Origin of the sequence: Ruegeria arenilitoris (assembly GCF_013035425.1) — a bacterium.
Classification (GTDB): Bacteria; Pseudomonadota; Alphaproteobacteria; order Rhodobacterales; family Rhodobacteraceae; genus Ruegeria; species Ruegeria arenilitoris_A.
Genome location: NZ_WQHX01000003.1, coordinates 438,066 through 454,915 on the forward strand (window position 1 = coordinate 438,066; position 16,850 = coordinate 454,915).

19 protein-coding genes are annotated in these 16,850 nt (G+C 53.3%); 8 read left to right on the plus strand and 11 right to left on the minus strand.

The window, feature by feature from the left end; genetic code table 11:
• Positions 1-19 precede the first annotated feature (19 nt).
• The 8 genes from GOV45_RS11205 to GOV45_RS11240 form a co-directional block, all read right to left on the minus strand.
• The gene (locus GOV45_RS11205) at positions 20-697 is read right to left on the minus strand and encodes an ankyrin repeat domain-containing protein (protein WP_170477428.1); all 678 of its coding nucleotides are present in this window, start codon (positions 695-697) and stop codon (positions 20-22) included.
• A 104-nt stretch (positions 698-801) separates the two neighbouring features.
• Complete coding sequence (locus tag GOV45_RS11210) at positions 802-1,668, minus strand: dioxygenase (RefSeq protein ID WP_170477431.1); 867 nt, start codon at positions 1,666-1,668, stop codon at positions 802-804.
• A 10-nt stretch (positions 1,669-1,678) separates the two neighbouring features.
• The gene (locus GOV45_RS11215) at positions 1,679-2,983 is read right to left on the minus strand and encodes a TRAP transporter large permease (RefSeq protein ID WP_170477433.1); all 1,305 of its coding nucleotides are present in this window, start codon (positions 2,981-2,983) and stop codon (positions 1,679-1,681) included.
• Positions 2,980-3,531 (minus strand): TRAP transporter small permease subunit, encoded by a 552-nt coding sequence (locus GOV45_RS11220; RefSeq protein WP_170477436.1) that lies wholly within the window; start codon positions 3,529-3,531, stop codon positions 2,980-2,982. Before GOV45_RS11220 ends, GOV45_RS11215 begins: the two co-directional genes overlap by 4 nt.
• A gap of 30 nt (positions 3,532-3,561) precedes the next feature.
• A complete protein-coding gene (locus GOV45_RS11225; RefSeq protein WP_170477439.1) occupies positions 3,562-4,635 on the minus strand; it encodes a C4-dicarboxylate TRAP transporter substrate-binding protein in 1,074 nt (357 codons plus the stop codon).
• Between the two features lie 38 nt (positions 4,636-4,673).
• Positions 4,674-5,126, minus strand: coding sequence for an OsmC family protein (locus tag GOV45_RS11230; protein WP_170477441.1), 453 nt, complete (start codon positions 5,124-5,126; stop codon positions 4,674-4,676).
• Between the two features lie 18 nt (positions 5,127-5,144).
• A complete protein-coding gene (locus GOV45_RS11235) occupies positions 5,145-5,810 on the minus strand; it encodes a malonic semialdehyde reductase (RefSeq protein ID WP_170477444.1) in 666 nt (221 codons plus the stop codon).
• Complete coding sequence (locus tag GOV45_RS11240; protein WP_170477447.1) at positions 5,807-6,691, minus strand: fumarylacetoacetate hydrolase family protein; 885 nt, start codon at positions 6,689-6,691, stop codon at positions 5,807-5,809. The genes GOV45_RS11235 and GOV45_RS11240 overlap by 4 nt, the downstream gene beginning before the upstream one ends.
• 84 nt (positions 6,692-6,775) lie before the next feature.
• Here GOV45_RS11240 and GOV45_RS11245 point away from each other — a divergent pair, with 84 nt between their 5' ends.
• The 5 genes from GOV45_RS11245 (at position 6,776) to GOV45_RS23610 (ending at position 11,497) form a co-directional block, all read left to right on the plus strand.
• The gene (locus GOV45_RS11245; RefSeq protein WP_170477450.1) at positions 6,776-7,162 is read left to right on the plus strand and encodes a YciI family protein; all 387 of its coding nucleotides are present in this window, start codon (positions 6,776-6,778) and stop codon (positions 7,160-7,162) included.
• A 42-nt stretch (positions 7,163-7,204) separates the two neighbouring features.
• Positions 7,205-7,870, plus strand: coding sequence for a GntR family transcriptional regulator (locus tag GOV45_RS11250; RefSeq protein WP_170477453.1), 666 nt, complete (start codon positions 7,205-7,207; stop codon positions 7,868-7,870).
• A gap of 1 nt (position 7,871) precedes the next feature.
• The gene (locus GOV45_RS11255; RefSeq protein WP_170477456.1) at positions 7,872-9,170 is read left to right on the plus strand and encodes a malonyl-CoA decarboxylase domain-containing protein; all 1,299 of its coding nucleotides are present in this window, start codon (positions 7,872-7,874) and stop codon (positions 9,168-9,170) included.
• Positions 9,167-10,690 carry a malonate--CoA ligase gene (locus GOV45_RS11260; protein WP_170477458.1) on the plus strand — a complete coding sequence of 508 codons (1,524 nt, stop codon included), beginning with the start codon at positions 9,167-9,169 and terminating at the stop codon, positions 10,688-10,690. Before GOV45_RS11255 ends, GOV45_RS11260 begins: the two co-directional genes overlap by 4 nt.
• 564 nt (positions 10,691-11,254) lie before the next feature.
• Positions 11,255-11,497 carry a helix-turn-helix domain-containing protein gene (locus GOV45_RS23610; protein WP_367648674.1) on the plus strand — a complete coding sequence of 81 codons (243 nt, stop codon included), beginning with the start codon at positions 11,255-11,257 and terminating at the stop codon, positions 11,495-11,497.
• A gap of 455 nt (positions 11,498-11,952) precedes the next feature.
• Here the strand turns inward: GOV45_RS23610 and GOV45_RS11270 are convergent, their stop codons facing one another.
• Entirely contained in the window at positions 11,953-12,531 is a 579-nt protein-coding gene (locus GOV45_RS11270; protein WP_170477462.1) for a (2Fe-2S)-binding protein, read from the minus strand.
• Here GOV45_RS11270 and GOV45_RS11275 point away from each other — a divergent pair.
• Together GOV45_RS11275 and GOV45_RS11280 are read left to right on the plus strand one after the other, a co-directional pair.
• Entirely contained in the window at positions 12,530-12,997 is a 468-nt protein-coding gene (locus GOV45_RS11275; RefSeq protein ID WP_170477463.1) for a hypothetical protein, read from the plus strand. The two genes, GOV45_RS11270 and GOV45_RS11275, sit on opposite strands and share 2 nt — an antisense overlap.
• Before the next feature lie 25 nt (positions 12,998-13,022).
• A complete protein-coding gene (locus GOV45_RS11280) occupies positions 13,023-13,667 on the plus strand; it encodes a sugar transferase (protein ID WP_170477465.1) in 645 nt (214 codons plus the stop codon).
• Between the two features lie 162 nt (positions 13,668-13,829).
• Here the strand turns inward: GOV45_RS11280 and GOV45_RS11285 are convergent, their stop codons facing one another.
• On the minus strand, positions 13,830-14,411 hold the full coding sequence (locus tag GOV45_RS11285; RefSeq protein WP_170477468.1) for a hypothetical protein: 582 nt from the start codon (positions 14,409-14,411) through the stop codon (positions 13,830-13,832).
• A 56-nt stretch (positions 14,412-14,467) separates the two neighbouring features.
• On the opposite strand from GOV45_RS11285, the gene GOV45_RS11290 reads away from it, so the two are divergent.
• Positions 14,468-15,043: a Crp/Fnr family transcriptional regulator gene (locus GOV45_RS11290; RefSeq protein ID WP_170477471.1), complete on the plus strand. Its 576-nt coding sequence runs from the start codon at positions 14,468-14,470 to the stop codon at positions 15,041-15,043.
• A 448-nt stretch (positions 15,044-15,491) separates the two neighbouring features.
• On the opposite strand, the gene GOV45_RS11295 is transcribed toward GOV45_RS11290, so the two are convergent.
• Positions 15,492-16,805 carry a tetratricopeptide repeat protein gene (locus tag GOV45_RS11295; protein WP_170477473.1) on the minus strand — a complete coding sequence of 438 codons (1,314 nt, stop codon included), beginning with the start codon at positions 16,803-16,805 and terminating at the stop codon, positions 15,492-15,494.
• Positions 16,806-16,850: the final 45 nt, after the last annotated feature.

Sequence of the window (16,850 nt, forward strand, 5' to 3'; positions counted from 1 at the left end):
TCAGCCTGCTTGATTGATTTCAGTCCTTTTTTCTTAGCCGATCTGCCATCTCAGAAAATCCGCGCAGTTCGGCATGTTCGAGTGGCGTAGTTCCGTTTCGATCAGCAATCGATCGGTCAGCACCCGCTGCCAACAACGCATCCAGAACTGCAAGATGATCCGAGCCGCCGTCACCAAGCACAACGGCTTCCATAACTGCCGTCCAGTGCAGATTGTTCACATGGTCCAAAGGCGCGCCAGCGGCGATTAGCCGTCGGACAATCTCTACATGACCGAGATGTGCGGCCGCTATGAGAGCCGTTCCGTCATAGGGGCTGGTTGTTAGGCCGGGATCGTTGCCTGACTCGATTGCGAGCGTCATCAATTCTGGATCGTTTGCAACGGCAGCAATAGTGACCACGTCGTAGGCCTGACCCTCAAGCGCATTCATGTCGGCACCGGCCTCAGCAAGTGCACGTAACGCTTCGTCCTCTGAAGCAAAGGCTGCCACATGAGCTGGCGTGCGTCCTCGCGAGTCCCGCGCGTTGACGTTTGCTCCCGCCGCTACGAGCTGCCGGATCACTTCTTCATTGCCGGTGTGAGCGGCTGAGAAGAGACCTTCGTAATTCGCGACCTCATCAACCGAAGGCGGCGTCTGCGCAGCGCTCGTGTTAGCGACGAGTCCTGTCACGAACGTAACTAGCAAAAGAAGAAACATGGCCAATCCTTGTACTTTCGCTCGTCAGCGATCGCTGCGCCGCAGAACAGCGCTGCACCTATGATGAAGGTATGTCTCAGCGCATCAAACATCCACAATAACGGTCAGATTTTGGCAAGCCTCACGTCGAAAGACACGTGCAAGAAGGGTTCGGCAATCTTTCCGGAAAGTTCCATTCCATCGGGAAATTCTGAAGCTGGTCGTTCCACATAGGTCATCACCAGATCGTCCCGAACGCCAAACACCGTATCCTGATCCAGATAGGGATCGTTGTCGGGGAAAATCTCGGTCACCAAAGATCGGTGGCCGGGTGCCTTGACGATATAATGCAGGTGCGAGGGTCGCCACGGATGGCGGCCACATGCCCGCAGAATATCCCCGACGGGCCCATCTGACGGTACGGTATACTCGACTGGTTTCACAGTGGTGAACGCGTACCGACCATCTTCACCAGTGGTCATCAGACCATGAAAAGAATATGTGTCCTGTTCTTCATCCTGACTGGCGTAAAGGCCATTCGGTGCCGTTTGCCAGATGTCGAGCTCAGCTCCGGCAATCGGATTGCCCTCTGTATCACGTACGACGCCTTCTGCAAGCAGCACCGTCCCACCGTAGTCGCGTTTCATGTCGCCACCGATAGGCAAAGCAGGCGCGCCAGAGACGTGAAACGGCCCCAATACGGATGAGCTGGTCGCATCAGGGCTGGAGTGCAGCATATCCACCAGCGACGACAGGCCCAGAACGTCCGAGGCCAGCACAAATTCATGCCGGTCCTCTGTTTCCACTGCGGCACATCCTTCCAGAAACGCGATTCCGGCGCGCCATTCTTCATGCGTCAGGTTGGTTTCTCGCGCAAAATCATGGAGGTGTTTGACCAGAGATCCCATGATTTCACGCATCCTCGGATCGGTGTCTTTGGACAGGTATCCCATGAACACGTCGGTGATATTGTCTTTGGTAACAGAGCGCATCTTGGCCTCCTTAAATCAGGGCAAGGCTGAGGATGGGGAATTCGATCAGAATGAACAGAACGATCAGCATCACAAACGCAAAGGGAAGTGCGCCCATGAACACGTCCTTGAGTGATATCCGGTCGTCGTTGATCGTGGATTTAATGACAAAACACGATATGCCCAAAGGTGGAGTCAAAAGCCCAATTTCAGCGCCGACAACGGTGACGATGCCAAACCAGATCAATGACATATCAAGGGCTTCAGCCATGGGCAGGAACAGCGGGACAACGATCAGAATGATTGATGCCGTGTCCAGCAAAGTTCCCAGAAACAACATCAGCAGTACGTAAAGCAGCATGATCGCCCAGAAGGACGCCGAATTCCCCGCAAGCAAGTCCTGCAACTGATTGGGCAGCCCCGCCAGCCCCAGCATCCGGCTATAGATCGACGCGGCCGTGATTAGGAACAGGATCGCAGCCGTGATATGACCGGTCTCTAAGAGCGCGTTCCAGAATGCCTTCGGAGACATGGACTTGCGCAATACTGCGATGATCAGCGCAACCAGCGCCCCGGCTGCACCTGCCTCAACCGCCGTTAGCCATCCTGTGTAGATCCCGCCAAGCACGATGGTGATGATGAACACTGTCGGCAGGGTCTTGGACGCGACCTCGCGCCCGGACATCCATTCGGTGTCGTCGACGACCCGCCCTCCAACGAACGCCGGCGTGAATCGCCCCATGACCCAAATCGCGCCGACATAAGCGATTGCCAGCATAATCCCTGGAATAACCCCCGCCAGGAACATATCCCCTACGGACTGTTCAGCGACGAAGGAATAGATAATCAGCATAGCAGAAGGCGGGATAATCATGCCTAAAACTGAGGACCCAGCCACCACGCCGACGGCGAAGCGCGGATTGTAAGACTGCGCCATCATTTGAGGGACCGAGACTTTGGTGAATACGGATGCCGACGCAATTGACGACCCTGTAACTGCGGCAAAGACGGCGTTGGCTCCAACGGTTGCCATTCCAATACCGCCTTTGACCTTGCGAAACCGCATTGTCATGACTTCATAGATGTCACTGCCCAACCCGGCCTTTGAGACGATGAGCCCCATGAAGGTAAACAGGGGAATGGTCGCGAAACTGTATTCCATCGCACTGTCGCCGACCGCAACTTTCAGCAGGTTGAGCGCAAGCGTGAAGTTGTCCCGCATCAGCCAGATCGACACGAACGAAACCACGCCCAGAGCAATCGGAATGTATACGCCTGCGTAAATCAGAAAGACAATAGCGACGACCGAGATCAGGCCAATCTCAATCGGCGTCATTCTGCAGCCTCATCATGTTCAGGGGTGCGGACAAGTTGCGGGCGGTCCTGCGCCGTGACGACCTTGAGCAGGAAAATCATGCAGGCAAGCGCAGTGCCGCACGCGATGACCAATTTGACCGGCCACCATGGGAGTGTGAAAAGACCCGGAACTCCGAAGTAGTCCTGCGTCTCCCACATATGAAGAAATTCAGGGAAGGTCACATAGGCAATCAATGCCATGAAGATCGCTGAGATGGCGTTTATGATGCGCCTCAGGTTTGCTGTCAGGCCGGGGCGGCGGTGGTGCATCAGGTTCAGGAAACCGTCCGAACGTGTCAGCCGGTCCACTCTGACCACGTCGGCCAATTGCAGAAAAACAATCATCACGACCGAAAACTGCACCATTTCGTAAGTGCCTCGAAGCGGAGCCGAAAACAGCCCGCGCGCAACGACGTCGACATTCAGAATGACCACCAATGCAAGGACGACGAGCGTGCCCAAGGCGTTGGCAGTGATTGCAAGCGAATTGGCGACCCGCGACAGGACGGCAACTGCGGTCTTCAGCATGTCTGGTCCCTTTCTCGGGTCGCCGAACGATTATTCGGCCGTCCAGTCGCGCACACCAGTGAAACCGGCATCCTGAAGCTTGCCGAGATAAGCGGCCAGCATATCTGTACCCTGCTCGCCGTTCTCATTCAGCGTTGCTGCCCATTCCTGCGCAACATTGGGCATCGAATTTGCCCACGCAGCGCGGTCTTCGTCCGAGATTTCAATGATCGATCCGCCAGCTTCTACAAAGGCATCTCGTGACGCTGCGGCTCGATCCATTGCAATGCCTGCCACGTGGTCACGGTAATCGATAGCCACGGCCTGGAGTACGTCTTTGACCTCGTCGGGCAGATTTGCCCAGTAATCGGCGTTGACGGTGACTGTTTTTGTATTCACCGCGCCAAGGTCTGCCTTCAACATGTAAGGGGCTACTTCTACGATTTTGAACGTCTTGGAAGCTTCCGGCCAAATCATCACGCAATCGACAAGGCCGGTTTGAACCATGTTGTAGAAATCAGTGAGGCCTCCGCGAACACCAGCCGCGTCCTTGATACCCTCGAGATATCGCAGGTTCAGGCCGGCACCCGCGATCTTGCGTCCTTCAAGGTCTGCAACTTTCTCGACCGGCTCTGAGCAGAACATCTGATATGTGTCGAGCACAACGCCCGTCGCCAGATAGACCTGATTTTGCGCAGCGAACTCATTCTGCATAGCCGGGTATTCTCGCGCGATCTCGTCAACTGCCTTGGCCACTGCGCGGGCATCCGACGCAACGAATGGTGTCGAGCCCGAGATCCCCTGGCTAGGCAGCTTGGATGAATGGAAGATGGTTGTGACGATGCCAATGTCCCCCAAACCCAGCTGTATGCCTTCCAGAACACCTTTGGGTTTCACGATTGAACCGCCATAGTTCTCCTGCCAGTTCATCTTGTAGTTGCCGGACTCGGCCAACCGCTTATCCACTTCGGGAATAAAAAAGTTTGTGAATTCTTTCACCCACAAGGCCCGATCCGGGTAACCATCAATTACGACGGCTGAAATGGTCTCTTCTGCCGCAACTGACAATGCCATAGTGCTTGCCACGGCAACACCCAGCAGATTGCGCTTGGTCCAGTTTTTCATTGTCTCTCCTCCCAGAAAGATGGGTCTTTCAATTTCCACTAGTTTGCTTTGACCCAGTTGACGGTCAGGTCGGTGCCTGCCGCTTCGAACAGTTTTGCGATGGCGCAATACTTGGTTGTTTCGTTGCCCACACGTGTCAGCTCATCCTGACTGCTCGGCGTCTCACAATTCACGGTGAGTTCAATTTCGGGAAACGGAACATCAATCTCTTCTTCCATCAGGACACCGCGCCGATCCAGCCTGCATTTCGCGTCGATTGTCACAGTGCCAAGATCAATTCCCAAACGGCGCGCGTTTTTATGCCCGATGACGTTGGTGCAGGCGATCAGCGCTACCATCGCGGTTTCAGTCGGAGACGGACCAAGATTTGTCCCGCCCCGCTCGACTGGTTCGTCGATAACCATATCCAGATCGCGTATTGGTATCTCAGTGCGCGCATGTGTCGGGCACCGCGCTGTCGTGCGGTAAGTCACGACGGGTTTCACTTTCATACCCACGGCAGCGCTTCCTCATGCATAAGAACAAACCTTTTCAAACGGAAATCGTGGAAGTTTGTGGAACAAACCTGTTTCATCGGCGTAGCCCAGATTGCAAAGAAAGTTCGACCTGAGCGTCGTGCCCGCGAAGAATTCCTCGTCGACGATCTTGTTTGAAAAACCCGACATGGCACCAACGTCCAGCCCGACGGCCCGGGCTGCGATCATGAAATAGGCACCTTGCAGAGTACCATTGCGAAACGCAGTGTCGGCCACGTATTCCGGATTGTCCACAAACAGGGGCCGACGATCTTCGTGCGGGAAAAGAAAGGGCAGTTCCTTCCAGAACTCCATGTCATACGCAATGATGGCAGTAACCGGAGCGTCCATCATTTTAGGCACGTTCTTCTGTTTCAACGACTTGGCAAGCCGCTCTTTACCCTTGGCACTTTTCACGAAAACAAAGCGGGCAGGCAATGTGTTCATGCTGGTCGCGCCGTTGATCGCGATGTCGTATATCTCTTCAAGCAATTCGTCAGAAACTGGCTTGTCAGTCCATGCATAGTGGGACCTTGACTCGCGTAAGATCAGGGCGATCGCATCATCCGACAAACGGGGAATACGTTCGCGCAGATCGCGATGATCTTGCTGCGCTTTGGCGCGAAGTGCATCCAATTCTGCCCCGGTTGGTGCGCTCATGCTGCGGCCACTTTAGACTTGGCGTCCTTTTCGTCGATGACGGGGCTGGCGCATATGCCGATGCCCTCAATCTCGACCTCGACGGTTTCACCCGGCTTCAACCAACGTGGATTAGGCTTTTTGGCGTGACCAACACCTGGTGGCGTACCCAACGCAATCAGATCACCGGGCTCGAGAGTGGTATATTCCGAGATTGTCGCGATGACCTGAGGAACCCCCCAGATCATGTTGGCGGTGTTCGAGCTTTGCAGGATTTCGTCCCCCACACGGCTTTCGATTTTCAGGCCGGATGCTCCTTCGGGCAAGTCTTTAGGCGTTACGGTGAAAGGGCCGATCGCACCCGTGTCATCGAAGTTTTTGCCGGGCGTCCATTGAACTGTTTTACGCTGATAATCCCGCAGCGACCCATCGTTAAACACGGTGTAGCCAAAAACATAATCCAGCGCGTCCGCTTCCGAGATATGGCGGCCACGTTTTCCAACGATCAACATAAGCTCGGCTTCGTAGTCGAGTTTCTCGGAACAGGCTGGCCTCACCATAGGCTGCCCTGCCGCCATGATTGAGTTTTTCCCTCGCATGAAAAGTGTCGGGTACTCCGGTATATCGTAGCCGCCCTCCTTGATGTGGTCGGTGTAGTTCAACCCCATGCAAATAATCGTGCCAGGTGCCGCCACGGGCAAGGCTGGCACAATAGAAGACACGGCCACTCTGTCTGCTTCGGCGATTTTATCGGCCAGTGAGTCGGCCAGTTCCGGATTGGCTATCAAACCCATCAAATCGAAACCGACGGCGGGATCCAAAGCCGTTAAATTCACAGCGTTTTCACCGCTCACGACAAAAACCGCTGTGCCTTCCGAAGTCTCTCCCACTAGGTATTTCATTTTCACCATCCATGTCAGTTCGCTTGATTTTTGCCGACTATTTTGTCATATGTCAAATAATATCGATATTTTGAGGAGACGCCAATGGTTGCTTGGGCAGACTACAAATCAGAAGCGAAAGGCCGGGGCGCACTTGCTTTGGAGCTTTACGTTGCGCACAGCACACCTGCCAAAGCGCCGGAAGACGTAAAGACATCTCTTCCAGATCATCTGGCATATCAGGCACAGCTTGAGCGTTCCGGGCAGTTGGCTTTTGCTGGGCCAATGTCAGATGAATCCGGTGAGCATATGCAGGGGATGGGTCTCATCATCTATAGGGCAGACTGTCTCGAAGCCGCCCGAAAGCTGGCAGAAGATGACCCGATGCACAAAAGCGGGGCGCGCAGCTTTGTGCTTCGGCGATGGATGATAAACGAAGGCTCACTGAACATCTCAGTCGGACTATCGACTGGAATGAGCGCTCTTAGCTAAGAGCTCCCATGAGATTGCGCCACGAAGAAGGGAAAGTCAGACATGGACGCCATGCTTGATACCGAGGGCAAAGAGACATCCGCCACTCATGGTGCGTATCGAAGGCTGAGAGCAATGATCCTGACTGGCGAGCTGCCGCCCGGTCAAAAGCTTAAGATCGAGCAGCTCCGCGGGCTGCTGGACACCGGCGCAAGCCCGGTTCGCGAAGCACTAAGCCTTTTGACATCGGACATGTTGGTGGAAAGAATTGACCAGCGCGGTTTCAGGGCGGCACCGGTAAGCAAATGCAACTTCGAGGAAATCCTTCTGTTGCGATGCAATCTTGAAGAAACCGCGTTGCGCGCGTCCATCGCCAATGCAGACTCAGCCTGGGAAGATAGGCTAGTTTTGCGGCACTACCACATGAAAAAGGCGGGCCAAAAAGGGGCGCACGACTTTGAAGACGCACACAAGGCTTTTCATATGGCCTTGTTGGACAATGCGAGGCTTCCTTTATTGTTACGGTATTGCTCGCAGCTCTACGACCTGAACATCCGCTATCGTTATCTGGCGGCTGGTGTGTCGAGTTACAAAAAGCGCGATATCAACGCAGAGCATCAGGAAATTCTAGACGCGGCACTGGATCGCGACGCAGAAGGCGCTAAGCGGCATTTGCTCGATCACTACCGTCGAACCGGTGAGTATCTGAGCAGTCAGATGGAGTCATGAAATGCAGCGGAACTGGTTTCTGGGCGATCTGCTTGATCAATTGTTCGACCGCCCCGGCAAGAAGCGGGGAAAAGATGACAAGCGATCCATATCAGAGCTGTGTGAAGCACTCTTGTCAGCAGAGGGTGAAGTATCGGGCTTCGTACTCGCATCCACGATCCTAGATCGATACCAAACCTTAGACGACCCGGAAAAACTGGACTTCTTCACCTATTTGAATGACCAGCTTGAGTTAGACGCGGATCAGCTTTCTGAAATGGCGCGCCGCTATGCCAAAGATAGAAGTGTCGATCTTTATAAAAGGCTTAGCGAGGCCGCCGAACCCCGACGGCAAGAACTGCTGCGCCGGCTGAATCAACCTTCTGGCGCGACGCATGAGCTTGTGGCAATGCGCGTCGCCCTGTTGAGTTTTCTCAGATCCAACCCCGAACTCAAACGCACAGATGTAGATTTCGTGCATTTGCTGCGAAGTTGGTTCAACCGGGGTTTTCTTGTCCTCAAACAAATCAGTTGGGATACACCAGCCCGCGTTCTGGACAAGATCGTTGCGTATGAGGCGGTTCATCAGATTAACGATCTAGACGACTTGCGGCGCAGGCTTTACCCGCCCGACCGTCGCTGTTTCGCGTTTTTTCATCCAGCAATGCCGGATGAGCCGCTGATTTTTGTCGAAGTTGCTTTGACGGCTGAGATTCCGAACGCGATTGATATACTTTTGTCCGAAGTTCGAGAACCGATCGAACCCGAACAGGCAAAAGTCGCAGCGTTCTACTCAATTTCAAACTGCCAACGAGGTCTATTGGGTATCAGCTTTGGAAACCTGTTGATCAAACAGGTTGTGACGGAACTCTCGCGCGAGCTTCCGGGCCTCGACACATTTGTGACCTTGTCTCCGATACCGGGGATGATCCGGTGGTTGGCTGGCGAAACAGGGCACCCCGAGCATGGCCATGCCGCTGAAGCCGTACTTGCGGGAACAGCCCCTCCGCAGGACGTTCGGGCGATGGCCGCCCGATACCTGTTATTCGCCAAGCGCGAAGATGGGATGCCGCTGGATCCCGTGGCTCGCTTCCACCTGGGTAATGGGGCCGAGCTTCATGAACTGCACGCCGAGGCCGATCTGTCGCAGAACGGACGATCCCAATCCGGCGGCGCAATGGTCAATTACCTCTACGATTTGAACAAGACAGAACGTCACCACGAAGAATTTGCGACTCACGCCACCATCGAAACCTCGCGTTCCGTGCGCGCGGCTTCAACCGCAGCACTTGCGGTCAGACCAAAGGAAAATACAGCGTGACTAACACTCTCTACGACAGCTTGTTTGCCAACCACGCGGGAAACAAGGCTCCGTTTCTTCAACTCGATGACGGTCAGTTGGTGTCATATGACGCGTTTCTGAACCGTGCCGCGCAGATCGCGCATGTTTTGAAGAACAGCGGAGTTTCTCCAGGAGACCGCATCCTTGTGCAGGCCCCAAAGCTGGCTGATACAATCGCGCTATACGCTGCTGCGGTTCAGGCAGGCGCTGTCTACCTGCCGCTTAATAATGCCTACACGTTGGCAGAATTGAAATATTTCACCGCCGATGCTCAACCTTCCATGATCGTTTGCGACAGCACCAACGAAATTGAGATCGGTAAACTGGCGACTCGCTTTGGCGCAAAGCTGCTGACCCTCGGCCGCGATACTTCGAGCCTGAGCCGCGAGGCTGACGCACAGCCCTGTGAGTTTGAAACCGTGGGTCGCGCCCCGGATGACCTTGCAGCTTTGCTTTATACGTCGGGAACCACGGGTCGCTCCAAGGGCGCAATGCTGAGCCATCAGAATCTTTTGTCTAATGCCCAAACTCTCGTGGAATTGTGGGGTATCACCAACACCGACCGTTTGATTCACGCGCTGCCGATCTTTCACACGCACGGACTTTTCGTAGCGATGAATACGTCGCTGCTCGCCGGTGCCAAAGTTCGGCTGATGGAAAAGTTCGACGCAAGCGCTATCGTGGAGGAATTGCCCAAGTCGACCCTTCTGATGGGGGTCCCAACTTTCTACACCAGATTACTGGCAGATGACGGTTTCACCAAACAGATCACACGAGGCATGCGCCTGTTCATTTCTGGTTCAGCCCCATTGCTGGCAGAAACCCATCTGGCGTTTGAAATGCGTACAGGCCACCGCATCCTAGAGCGCTACGGCATGACCGAAACGAATATGAACACCTCGAACCCCTATGGAGGTGAACGCCGCGCGGGAACCGTCGGCATGGCTCTGCCTGGCACCGAAGTGATTGTGACCAACCCTGAAACCGGGGACCCATTGCCACTGGGCGACGTAGGAATGATCGAAGTACGTGGGCCCAATGTATTCAAAGGCTATTGGCAGATGCCCGAGAAAACGGCGGCGGAACTACGTGAAAACGGCTTTTTCATGACCGGTGATTTGGGTCAATACAGCGAGGATGGCTACCTGTCGATTGTGGGCCGGTCAAAGGACCTTATCATTACCGGTGGTTACAACGTCTACCCCAAAGAAATCGAAGACGTCTTAAACGACATCGATGGCGTTCTGGAATCGGCGGTTTTCGGGATCCCCGACAACGACTTCGGGGAAAAGATCATCGCCACTCTGGTTGCTGAGCCAGGCGTAAAACTTGACACGGATCAGATTGCGGCAACCATCAGGGAAAGGCTTTCGCGCTTCAAACATCCACGTCGCTACGAACTCGTCACGGAATTACCACGAAACACTATGGGGAAGGTTCAAAAAAACGTGCTGCGCGAACAGCACGCTAAGAAGGAACCGTTGCCGGCTGCATCCTAATAGACCTACCTAGAAACTCTAACAAACCAAGATGTTTTATACGGCAATACCACCCTTCGGACTGCCAAACTCGTTAAGAGATTCGCAATTGGTACGGGAACAGCAACATTAGGCCAAATCGGTTTTCAGGTTCGTCGCGATTATTCGACGATTGGACCTGCGTCGAATTTAGCTACGCGCCTATGTGAAGAAGCAAAAGATGATCAGATATTGATTTCTTAGGGGACTGCCCACCAGATTGATTTTGACCTGCGTCCGGCTGGCCCTTTCAGTTTGAAGGGCACTGGCGGCTCCGTCGTCGCTTTTGAGTTGTGAGATTTTTGTTCAAATTATTGACCGCATTGGGCTCGAAGCGGTCATTCGCTGCACTCGGCATGAGCTTCTGCTATGTGGAAAAAGCGGACATAATAATTCAACGTCTACCCTTTATATCTTGAGCAATGCCGAAGCTGTGGGAGCCGGAGGCTGATCGCAAAGAGCGCTTGGGAAAGGCTGTCGACCTGATCGTCGTATTTGCCGTTTGGGAAAAGCCAGCATGTCAACCTGGATGACATAGCACGGATCATGGGTATGAGCAGGCGAACCCTACAACGGAAAATTGAAGGGTCCGGTGCCAGTTTCCGCTCCGTTTGCGTGGACGCCAAAATGCGGAAGGCAGCCAAACTATTGGTGGAGACTTCAGCTACAGTATCTTCAATAGCGTTTGAACTTGATTACTCCACGGCAAGCCACTTTTCTCGTGCTTTTAGCAAGCAATTCGGCGTCACTCCGCTGGTGTTTCGGCACTCAAAATCTTCCTTCAATTGATGCCCGCTTCGGGCTCAACCCATTCACCTGACGGATTTACTCAGATGACCGATTGGCAGCTTTGAGCGGACGTTCACCCCCGAAAATTCGGAGTTTCGACCAGGATCGACCGCTCTCACCAAAAGCGGTCGCTCTCCCAAATCTTGGCTACGACCGGCTTGCGGACGAACCAGACAATCTGGCCGCAAGCTTCTACATCAACAAACAACCCTAACCTGCCATTCGACTTCGATCGTTTTAGCTATTGTGCGGCGCGTCAGAGGAGACATTCGCCGCAAACGCGAAACTGGGACAGGAGTGTAGATCCGGAGCGCAGGGCGAAGCTACCGTCGGACCAAATTTTCGCACCGGTCAGAAAGGTCCAATTGGATCTGTTCTATAGAGTGAATGAAATCCGTGCTTGCTTTGAAAGCCAATCAAAGCGGACCGCATTCCCCGTACAAACAACCTTGAATCTACGCTGATTGTTTTTGCGGGCAGTTCTGCGGTTTGTTGTGGTTTGATTTCGAATGCTCGGTGAGCAAGTCAGCCAACTCTGGCCGGCAAGACCCGCAATTCGTTCCAGCCTGAAGGGCATCTCCGATATCGTCCACACTGATCATATGCTGGTCATGAATGGCACGGCTTATGGTTTTTAGCCCGACTTCGAAACAGGAACAGACAATTGGTCCACAATCTTCTGAAGACGCAGAGGAACGGCCAGACAAAATCTGCTGAGGAGTCACCTTGGGAAAGCTTGCCAAATAGTCTCGCATTAGTGTGATAGGTTGGCGGGAGACGAAGAGCGCTGCCGATATGCTCTGTCCGTCTGAAAGCGCGATTCTGTACGAGCCCCTCTTTGGATCTTCTACTACGGTGGCCTCGGCATCCGGTAGCCCAAACCAATCGCGGGCAGCACTTTCCCAATCATCTATGATCTGCTTGCCTGCCAACTCGATCCTGTAGCCGTTGGTTGTTTTGGCAGTTGCCCAATATTCTGCCCCAGGGGACCCTGCCGCAACTGAAACGGCAAAGCCGTACCACGCGGCATGCATGCGCCGTACAGATACCGCAGTTGACTTACTTTCCGGCTGTCCTGAGATCGGATCAGTTACACTTGGAACAAGTATATCCGCCACCGGCTGGCAACACGTTCTTTTGGGACAAGCATCTGAACCGCGCGCCAACGCTCAAACTGACGGGCTATGGGAGCTGGCCGAAGGAACGCCAGGGACACTCGAAGATCGAATGGTGTCCGCGCCCATGGTAAGGACCGCGATTGAACAAGCCTCAGACTCCTTCGACGTCGTTATCGTTTCTGCGGGAAGCCTGAAAGACCGTCTCTCCGCACAACTCATCCTGTCAAACTCCGATGTCGGCGTACTCGCAATGGCACCTTCGGACGTGCGCGCAGATGTGTTCGCCCAAATAGACCGCCTTTATGAACTGCCGCGCAATGGCAGCGTGGCCGTGATGCGAAACGCGCTGCGAGGGGACCCTTGGGTCGCCGTCCACACCTGAATTTCTTGAGAACTGGAGATTTGAAATGACGATGATCAGCATCGAACCGACTTTGCAGCGCAAAAAAAAGCATTCAATCGGAGCGAAACGCATTCTTGACGTTTCATTGACGGCATTGGGTCTCCTCGCCATTTGGCCTGTCCTTTTGATGATCTCCGTAGCTGTGGCAAGTACTTCGCGCGGGCCGGTGTTCTTCGTGCAAACCCGGGTGGGTCGCGACGGTCGCACTTTCCGTATGCTGAAGTTTCGTTCGATGTACCAGGATGCGGAAAAACGACGCGCAGAAGTTACAAGCATGAGCGACCGTGACGGGCTTTGTTTAAAAGTCAAATGTGATCCTCGCATCACGCATGTCGGCCGTTTTATCAGGCGCTGGTCTTTGGACGAGCTTCCACAGCTATTCAATGTATTGCGTGGGGACATGTCACTGGTTGGACCTCGCCCAGCACTTGTCGACGAGGTGGCTGCCTATCCGAACTATGCGCACGGACGGCATGAAGTTCTGCCTGGCATTACCGGTTTGTGGCAAGTATCTGGCCGAGCGGACATTGGCTTCGAAGAAATGATTGCGCTTGATCTCGATTACGTTCGCAGAAGCTCCGTTGGCACGGACGTCCGGATTCTTTTTCGCACATTTCTCGCTGTCATTGGAGGCAAAGGTGCGTATTAGCGCAAAGCTGCGAAGGAGTGGCCCGTTTTATAAAAAGGAGACAGATCCAAGCTTTGATACCGTGCCGATTGGGTCTTCATCTTATCATGGGCGAAGACACTGCGCTTACGCGCCGCACGCGATTGATTGCAAGTAACTATGGCGGCGCACGTCTCTTGGTGATTAATGCGCGTGCGCATCCTCGCCACGTGCCATCATTAGATGGTGTTCGCGGTGGTGATCCTGGCTCGCCATCAAGCCGAAAAAACCGAGACCCTTGATCCGCGCTACGACGGCGTCATCCTCGCTGGTAACTGTCAGCTCAACGCCCTCGTCGCTTTCCTGAACCGATACGGTCCATCGATCATCGCGCGCCAGCTGACCGGCATGCGCTGGTACCATACGTTTCAACGAGGCTAGCGTGTCGGCATCGCCTGTGGCGAATGCACGAAGTCCGTCTGGCAGTACGGTCTCGTCCACGACCGATCCGGTTATGAGCAGATCCATGTCAACAAGGTGTTCGCGCAACCCGGACAAATCGATTTTTGACCAATCCGTTTCCGGGTCTACCTCAAGAACACGCACAACCTCTGACAAGGCCGCAAATGCGCCTTGGCCCGGTTCTTTCAGTCCGGTTCCGCCGTGCATTTGCGCGTGCATGTGCATTTTGTGTTTCTTCGAACTGGTGTCGTGATTGGTTTCTGCAACGCTTATCATTGTACTTGCGGCGAGCATCGTTATGGCAATCGGTATCGTAGTTCGCATAGGAAGCTCCCGAGTTGTTTCTGGAAACACCTTACCAGAATGCTACTCAGTTCTGTATGATACCTATCATGTCAGCATTGCAGTCCATATTTGGTGACGCGCGAGAACGAACCATCGAACCGGGCGGTGTATTGTTCAGGCGCGACGAGTCGATCCGCTCGATATTCTTGGTCCGGGTTGGGACCGTAGCATTGGAAAGACCGTTGGCGGACGGCACAGCGTTGACGCTTCACAGAGCCTCTGAAGGTACGATTATCGCTGAAGCCTCTCTGTTTGCCGATAAGTACCATTGCGATGCCATTGCAAAAGAGCACACCGTCGTTGCCTGTTTGCAGCGAGAGGTTCTCCTCCGAAGTTTGGCAGACCAGCCAGACGCCGCGCTCGAATTTATCAAAGCACAATCTCACGAACTGCAAAGTCAAAGAGCACGCGTCGAAATCCTTAGGCTGCAACGTGTAGCTGACCGGCTTGACGCGTGGCTAGAGCTCCATGGCGAACCGGCCGTTGGCCATTGGAAGCGTGTTGCCGAAGAGATCGGTGTGTCATCTCCTGCGCTATACCGCGAACTAGCGCAGCGCAGACGAAACTCCTTCCAAGGTAGCTGCCGAAGAACCACCCTTGTTGAGACGTAGGATATTGCCGGCACTTCGGCTGCTTTGGGCTCGAGGCAGTCATCTGAGTTTTTCAGTCAGATGACGGCTTAGGAACGGACAGCGGTCATTGTTGGTGGTCATTCCGAGAATTTTCGCCTGAAGGTCTGCATTGAACGGCAGCGGACGTTCGCTGAAATCTGCTAAAAGTCTGGTTTGCGGACAAAGCTGCCGATTGTTGCTGACGTTCAAAAATAGCGTTTTGGTAACACAAGATAATCATTGGCAATCAGTCCAAACTTACTTTCGAGAAGGATGTTCGCTGCACCAACCGTGAACGAAACATCGTCTAAAGGATTGCCTTCGACTAGAAGGATGTTTGCGTAAGCACCTTCCTAGATCTCAACCAGCGGTCCTTCCGGATTCTATTCCTTGACATCACGTTTGGAGGCGCCCCTTCTTTGAATCCAAGTCAACGTTATTGTAAGTATCAGAATGTGTTAGTTAAGCCAATTTCAACTATGGTTTCATCATAGCTAAATGCTGCGATTCCGCTGTTTACTCTTTTGTAGTTGGCTTCGAAAAATGGTATCACCCCGTTGCCGATAATTATGTCGCGCTTCTCGATCCTAATGCGCGCCCCATACTGATTTTCGTCTGGATCACCCACAAAGAGCGGATTGCTTTCTGAAAACGACTTTTTTGCAATGTAGACTTGCGGCTCTATGACTAGTCCGGCGCCCAAGTCAAATGACCCAAATGCTTCCAGACCTACAAGCCGGTAGGTGTCTATATCGCGATCTGTGGATTTACTTTCAGCAAAAACAGCCGTTCCGATTGTGCTTTTGCCCCCAAAAGAGCGACGCGCTCCAAATCTTGCATTTAAGGAGCTACCGCTAAATGTATCATCAATCTTGTTTTCCAGCTTGAAACCAGAAATTGATCCAAAAAGTGAAAATGCATTTAAGTTCCTTGTCTCAAAACCTGCTTCCAAACCCAACCTATCTTCAAAGTGCTCATCCGCGATGTAACGAGTTGAAATTACAGGGCTTACGACGAGCGTTGTTTGCGGGAAAACAAAACGTGCTCCGCCGCGCAGACCGATAGTTATATCACGGAAGGCCTTTTCATCAGACAGGTCTCCAAATGAGAACACCTCGCCGAAGCCTATGACGGCGCGACGATCAGCGGTCGAATAGCCGTTTAAACCTTTGCGCCACAATGCTGAAATGGAATACCCGACTCCATAGGTAGAATCGCTGGGCCGGTTCAGAGTAGCCGGAACCGTAAAACCGAAAAAATCCAGATCGATTTCGTCGGTGTCATAATTTCGCGTTGATCCGAGTCTTTTGAGGCCAAACTGAAAATTCAGTTCAAATCCACGCCGTGCGTCTATTTCGGCGATGAAAACCAATACCCTTTGACGAACAGGTTCTGGAATGTCGCCTGAAAGAACCTTAAAGAACTCAGATCGTGATCGACGCCATTGTTCGCTGAGGAAATAAGCCAGCGCCAATTCCAAACGTACGCGTGTCAGGTTTGGGTCTTCGGCCAGGATGCCTTGGTAAATGGCGATAGCTGTATTGTAGTCACCACTTCGAGTGGCAGAGAGCCCTGCTTGAAACTGGGCTTCAATTGCTGCCTGCTCAGTCGCCGATGCATCAACTTCGCAAGCGACAGCAACAAAAAATGCAATAGTACACGCAGCAAACCAGAATAACTTCATTGCGGTTTCAAGACGGTATCGAATTAATTGACGAACTGATAGGCTCCCTTCGCGTATTAGCTCGATCAGTTGAGCCATTTTCGATATTTCAATGCAATTAAGTTAGCCGCATCTATTTTTTAC

Excerpts from the sequence above, each read along its gene's own strand:
- GOV45_RS11205 (WP_170477428.1), bottom strand. The coding sequence starts at position 697 with ATGTTTCTTCTTTTGCTAGTTACGTTCGTGACAGGACTCGTCGCTAAC.
- GOV45_RS11210 (WP_170477431.1), bottom strand. The coding sequence starts at position 1,668 with ATGCGCTCTGTTACCAAAGACAATATCACCGACGTGTTCATGGGATAC.
- GOV45_RS11215 (WP_170477433.1), bottom strand. The coding sequence starts at position 2,983 with ATGACGCCGATTGAGATTGGCCTGATCTCGGTCGTCGCTATTGTCTTT.
- GOV45_RS11220 (WP_170477436.1), bottom strand. The coding sequence starts at position 3,531 with ATGCTGAAGACCGCAGTTGCCGTCCTGTCGCGGGTCGCCAATTCGCTT.
- GOV45_RS11225 (WP_170477439.1), bottom strand. The coding sequence starts at position 4,635 with ATGAAAAACTGGACCAAGCGCAATCTGCTGGGTGTTGCCGTGGCAAGC.
- GOV45_RS11230 (WP_170477441.1), bottom strand. The coding sequence starts at position 5,126 with ATGAAAGTGAAACCCGTCGTGACTTACCGCACGACAGCGCGGTGCCCG.
- GOV45_RS11235 (WP_170477444.1), bottom strand. The coding sequence starts at position 5,810 with ATGAGCGCACCAACCGGGGCAGAATTGGATGCACTTCGCGCCAAAGCG.
- GOV45_RS11240 (WP_170477447.1), bottom strand. The coding sequence starts at position 6,691 with ATGAAATACCTAGTGGGAGAGACTTCGGAAGGCACAGCGGTTTTTGTC.
- GOV45_RS11245 (WP_170477450.1), top strand. The coding sequence starts at position 6,776 with ATGGTTGCTTGGGCAGACTACAAATCAGAAGCGAAAGGCCGGGGCGCA.
- GOV45_RS11250 (WP_170477453.1), top strand. The coding sequence starts at position 7,205 with ATGGACGCCATGCTTGATACCGAGGGCAAAGAGACATCCGCCACTCAT.
- GOV45_RS11255 (WP_170477456.1), top strand. The coding sequence starts at position 7,872 with ATGCAGCGGAACTGGTTTCTGGGCGATCTGCTTGATCAATTGTTCGAC.
- GOV45_RS23610 (WP_367648674.1), top strand. The coding sequence starts at position 11,255 with ATGGGTATGAGCAGGCGAACCCTACAACGGAAAATTGAAGGGTCCGGT.
- GOV45_RS11275 (WP_170477463.1), top strand. The coding sequence starts at position 12,530 with ATGCGCCGTACAGATACCGCAGTTGACTTACTTTCCGGCTGTCCTGAG.
- GOV45_RS11270 (WP_170477462.1), bottom strand. The coding sequence starts at position 12,531 with ATGCATGCCGCGTGGTACGGCTTTGCCGTTTCAGTTGCGGCAGGGTCC.
- GOV45_RS11280 (WP_170477465.1), top strand. The coding sequence starts at position 13,023 with ATGACGATGATCAGCATCGAACCGACTTTGCAGCGCAAAAAAAAGCAT.
- GOV45_RS11285 (WP_170477468.1), bottom strand. The coding sequence starts at position 14,411 with ATGCGAACTACGATACCGATTGCCATAACGATGCTCGCCGCAAGTACA.
- GOV45_RS11290 (WP_170477471.1), top strand. The coding sequence starts at position 14,468 with ATGATACCTATCATGTCAGCATTGCAGTCCATATTTGGTGACGCGCGA.
- GOV45_RS11295 (WP_170477473.1), bottom strand. The coding sequence starts at position 16,805 with ATGGCTCAACTGATCGAGCTAATACGCGAAGGGAGCCTATCAGTTCGT.